Raw genomic sequence first — 5014 nt, forward strand, 5'->3', positions numbered from 1 at the left:
TGTCCTTTGACAGCCAAGTTAGTCTGGTGCGATGCCCTGACCTGGGGCGACTAGGTTGGATGTCAAACGATCAGACCTGGTCTGCCGCCTCCGCGAGGTGATACCAGTCCTGGGTAATCGCCCAGGACTGGTAGTCCCGGAAGATCCGGGCGAGACCGTCCGGCTGCTCTCGTGCGGTGAAGAACTCCCCGATGAGCTGGTAGAGCGTAGTCACAGCGGCAACGTCGGTGTGCGCGGAGAGCGGGTGGGTCCAGCCTCCAGGGGTGAGGTGGCGGACGAGAACGGGCCAGGTCAGGTCGTGTCCCTTGCCGAGTCGGACGACGAGCCATTCCTGAAAACCGGTGAGCATGCTCCACGAGCTGCCGGCGTCGAGGCCGAGGACGAAGGCCGTCATCGTGGCGTAGGAGCCGTCGAGTCCGTGCCGTGCCGGGTCTCGGCGGACTGCGGCCAACAGGGCCCGATAGTGCTTGATCACGTTGCTCTGGAAGGGCAGTTGGGCCGCTGCAAGGAAGTCTCCCGAGGGCTGGTTCGGTTGCCGGACCAAGGTGTCCGGGCTCCAGCGCGGATGCTTGGTCAGGTAGCGGTGGACGGTGGCGTAAGCCGCGGTGACATGGTGTTCGTCCAGCAGCTTCTCCCAGATCACCCTCATGGTGGGGAACTGGCCGGCGTGGGCGGCGGCGTACTCATCGAGGATGGCGTCGATCATCGGGCCGATCCGTCCCTTGGCCGGGCCCACAACGGGAGGCCGTTTCTTGCGGGGCGGTGGTGTGGGCGAGTTCAGAGCCTGCCGGACGGTGGCATGGCTGACACGGTGACGTCTCGCCAGGTGGGAGACCGGCAGCTGTTCAGCTTGAGCGTCTCGCCGGATCACAGCGAAGAGCGCGGGTTTGTCCGCGGCCTTCGTGAAGCTGCGCTTTGGCTTCTTCGGAGGCTCCGGCTTTTGCCGCATCAGGTCAAGCAAGGCCCGTTCCAGAATGCCCTGTTCACGTCCAGCGAGGGCGGCGAGCCGGTCGGGGCGTGGCCGCTTCCCGGGCCCGTAGTCGGGTGGCCCGGCAAGGTAACTGCGCAGGTAGCTGGGCTTGAGATGGTTGGCGAGGGCCAAGCGGCGGACGTAGGAGTCGACGGACTCCCCAGGCCGTGGGCGAACACGGACTGGGAGAGGGACCAGGTGCTCCGCGAGGTGAGGGGTGCTCACGACGTCTGAGGATCTGCGGAGGGGCTGCTGATCACCTGGTCGCCTTCTTGAGCGGCTTCTTCTGGCTCTCCGCCGCATGGTCCAGAGGGATCGCGGCGAGTCCTTCCTTGGTCACGCGTTCGGTGCCGCTCAGGAGCGCGTCGATGGCGGCGCCCCGGATGGCGTGGGACAGGGCTCCGATCATCCCGGCGGTCCGATCGTGGAGGTAGCGGGCCAACTTGACCAAGCTCCCGGGCGGGTGGTGGTGCAGGAGCAGGGTGTCCTCCAGGGTCGCGACCAGTCCCTTCCACTCGTCGCCGTAGGGGAATGGGCGGGTGGGAACGAGAGTGAAGCGGCCCGAGATCTGGGCGCCCCGGGTGCCGGCCAAGAGTTCGCTGGTTTCGAGGCCGATGCCCGCGTAGACGAACGTGGCGGGGATCCGCTCGGAGAAGTACTTCAAGGTGTCGGAGACCTCGCTGCCGGCCCGGGTGGCCTGCGAAACGTTGTGAATTTCGTCGACCAGCACCAGGCCGCTGCGGGCGTCCGTGCAGACGCCGACGACCGCCTCGATGATGTCCGTCATGTTCGACCGGGCCCGGACCGGCAGGCCCAGGAAACGGGCGAATTCGGCAGCGACCATGCGGGCGGTCGCGGCAGGAGGGACCGTGATGTAGAGAACGGGGATGCGGTCGGCGACGTGGGGATGACGGGCCCGGTCGAGGAGTTCATGGGCGCGTCCGAGCTGGGTGATAGCGCTGGTCTTGCCCGTTCCGGGGAGCCCGGAGACCATCAGGCCGCGGCGGGCACTGACCGCGTGGCGGTTGAGCAGGACCAGCCGACGGCCGCAGACCACGGTCTTCTCGACGAACGAGGTGGAGACCACGAGCATCCGGGCGTGATGGTCGAGCCGGTCCTCGTCGTAGAGTTCCCGTTCGGCCGTGGACATCCGCCTCAGCTCGGCAGGAGACAGCAGCACGGGCGGCGCGGGCGGGTCGTCGAGGGACTTCCGCCATCCGTCCAGTGTGGTCAACTGCCGGTTGGCCTCGGCATCCGCCTCGCTCAACGCGAGCTGCCGGGATGCCGGCTCGGAGCGGGTCACGTGCGCCTCCAGGGGTTGGCAAGCGGGTCGAACAGGCCCAGCGGGATGACCTTGGCCACCTCGGTGTCCGTCTCCTCGCCGTGCGCGGGCTCGGCGGCTGGCGGGTCAGGGACCGGCCGGTCGGTGGCAGTGGCCTGGGTGCGGGCGGCGACCCGTCGGTCACGCCGTGAGCGTTTGGCCGGGCGTCCCTTCTCCGCGGCGGGACCGTCATGTGCCCGCCGCAGCAGGGCGGCAGCGGCATCGGCGATCTGTTCCTCGGTCCCGTCCGGGACCTGTGCGCGGGCGTGGTCCCAGGCCATCTCGCCGAACGGGACACCGACGCGGTGCAGGTGCTTCCAGAACACAGTGATCCACAGGGCTGGCTCGCTGCGGCGGTTGCGTACCCAGATCCGGGAGACGTCGTAGGGGTCGTAGTGGATCTCCCACAACCCCTTCTTCTCCACCACCCCGGAGTGCTGGCGGCGCAACGGGGTCAACTCGCCGTCGTCGTAGGTGCGGTGATTGATCCGGATGCCGTAGGAGTTGATCGCCTGCCAGCGTTCCGGCAGCAACTCGACATAGTCCTCGCCGCCGAACGGGGCCGGAACATAGCCGCACGACTCCAGCAGCATCGCGTACTTCTCGTTCGGCGTGAACGCACGTTTCGGTGAGTCCGGGTCCCGCAGTGCGTCGTGCGGACGGTTCTGCCAGACGACGATCCACTCGTCCAGCAGGCTCTGCAGCTCGGGCAGGGACCACAGCGGCCCGTTTTCCAGGCCCCGGCCCCGGCGGTCCACCGACCGGCCGGTGTAGCCCGCGACGAACTGCGCGAACAAAGTCGCCACCGAACCCAGCGTCTTCTCGATCGCGCCCTTCTCGAAAGGCGATGCCTTGTGAGTCGGCTGCAGGCTGATGCCCAAGTAGCGGCAGGACGCACGGAAGTTGTTCGAGATGAAGACCTTGCCGTGGTCGCAGACGATCGTGTCCGGCACGATCACCGGCCTCGCAGCCGCATGCTCCAGCCGCTCGTCCAAGGCCAGCAGCCGCCGGTGCGGCATCACCGACCGGGACATCCGCAGGGCGTCCGACCAGCCAGGACGCATCGTCTCAGGGGTGATGCTCCGGGCCAGGAGAGCGGAAGCGTCGGCCGCCTTCGTCGTCGGCCGCAGGACCGCAGCGGCCAGCGACCTGGTGGCCAGGTCGATCATGGCGGTCAACTCGACTTTCTCGGCAATGCCATCGTCCAGCCGGACCAGGACATCCAGCGGTGTGGAGTCGATCTGCATCCACTCGCCCGGCGCGCAGGCCGGTACTTCCCCGAACGGCCCGGCCGGACGCGCGTTCACCGAACGGCGTGTGGTCGCCGAGCCCGTCGCATGGGTGCCGGCGGCCAGTCTGTCGAACAGCCGGTAGAGCGTGCGCTGTGAGGGCACCTCAATGTCCTCCGCGTCCTCACGGGCGGCCAGGATCTGTGTCGCCCGCCAGAGCACGAAGCCGATCGTCTTCGACGACGCCTCGGCCGTCTCCTCGATCGCCTGCCGCATCGCCTCGACCACCACCGGTGCCACCTGGCCGAAGGACGGCATCTGTTTGGCGGACCGGCCGTCGGCCAGTCCGACCAGCCCGTCCCGCTGGTAGCGCTGGCGCCGCTGCTTGACGCCGCTGGCCGTCATCGCGTGCCCGGCCGCCGTCAGCTCGGCTGCCTTGGCCCGCTCCCGCTGAGCCAGCGAGTTGTGTTCCGGGTCGAACTCCGGCCGTGGCACCGTCCCCGCAGGAGCATCCGGCGGCAAGCCGTCGAGCACCTCCAGGATGTGTCTCTCCCACCAGCGGGCCTGTTCGGCAGCGGTCTTCGGGAACTCCGCGATCCTGGCCGTCGGAGGGACCCGCCGCCCCTTCCCCACCGCCGTCAACGGACGCCTCCGTCCGCCAGGCGCACTACGGTGGACGGCCCCAGCAACTCGACCACCACGTCCTCGGCGGCCAACTCCTGAAGCCAGAGGAGATGGAACAAGGCAGGGAGCGTCTCAAGCCGATCGCCGGCCGCATCCGCCCCGGCCATCAACGGGAACGGGGCCGCGAACACCTCCCGGAGCCGGTCCACGACCGGTCCGCGCTGGCACCGGGGATGCCGGTAGCGCGACAGCCACCGGACATTCGCCAGCAGCGCTTCCTCCGGCACCCCGACCCGCTCGAAGCCCCATCCGGCCTGGCCGCAGGCCAGGCGCGTCACCTCGAACGCCTCCGCGTCCCTCGGCTCGATCCGCTCATCGGGACGGACATCGACGACCACCGCCGAGCCGTCCGCGCGGCGTACGAAGTAGTCCGGAGCGTGCCGACGCTCACGCTCGCCGTCGTGCCAGTGCAGCCAGAACGGCTGCGAGGCGATCCCCACCACCCCGGGATCGAAGTCCATCAGCACAAGCCGGTCCCGCTCCAGCCACGACTCGAAACCGACGTGCCGCCCGGTCGTCGACGCCCAGTACCAGCCGGAGAAGTAGCCCTCACCTCTCGACCAGCGAAACGGCCGCACCGCGGCCACGTCCTCGAACCGCGCCGTCGCACAGTCCAGCAGCGGACGCCGCTGACGCTCGCGTACAGCATCCACGTACGACAGCTCGACGTACAGCTCCGCAAGATCCACCCCGACCGGTACGGCCACCCAGCACCCCCCAGTACGTCACCTCGTACGACTAGGTTCGTTGGCAAGGAAACCGGAACGACTAGGTTCGCTGTCAAACGCCTCGATTGGATGACAACGGACA

At 68.5% G+C, this 5014-nt stretch carries 4 protein-coding genes; all 4 read right to left on the reverse strand.

All coding sequences use genetic code 11. The annotated features are described in order from the left end of the window. Positions 1 to 70: 70 nt before the first annotated feature. The 4 genes from ACIRU3_RS47250 to ACIRU3_RS47265 all read right to left on the reverse strand — a co-directional run bounded on the left by ACIRU3_RS47250 (position 71) and on the right by ACIRU3_RS47265 (position 4911). Complete coding sequence (locus ACIRU3_RS47250; protein WP_404070566.1) at positions 71 to 706, reverse strand: hypothetical protein; 636 nt, start codon at positions 704 to 706, stop codon at positions 71 to 73. Positions 707 to 1226: 520 nt separating this feature from the next. Continuing rightward, positions 1227 to 2273 (reverse strand): ATP-binding protein, encoded by a 1047-nt coding sequence (locus ACIRU3_RS47255; RefSeq protein WP_404070568.1) that lies wholly within the window; start codon positions 2271 to 2273, stop codon positions 1227 to 1229. Further along, the gene (locus ACIRU3_RS47260; protein WP_404070572.1) at positions 2270 to 3796 is read right to left on the reverse strand and encodes a Mu transposase C-terminal domain-containing protein; all 1527 of its coding nucleotides are present in this window, start codon (positions 3794 to 3796) and stop codon (positions 2270 to 2272) included. Before ACIRU3_RS47260 ends, ACIRU3_RS47255 begins: the two co-directional genes overlap by 4 nt. A 362-nt stretch (positions 3797 to 4158) precedes the next feature. Then, the gene (locus ACIRU3_RS47265) at positions 4159 to 4911 is read right to left on the reverse strand and encodes a TnsA-like heteromeric transposase endonuclease subunit (RefSeq protein WP_404070570.1); all 753 of its coding nucleotides are present in this window, start codon (positions 4909 to 4911) and stop codon (positions 4159 to 4161) included. Between the last annotated feature and the right edge of the window lie 103 nt (positions 4912 to 5014).

Origin of the sequence: Streptomyces sp. NPDC101151, from assembly GCF_044768335.1 — a bacterium.
Lineage (GTDB): Bacteria > Actinomycetota > Actinomycetes > Streptomycetales > Streptomycetaceae > Streptomyces.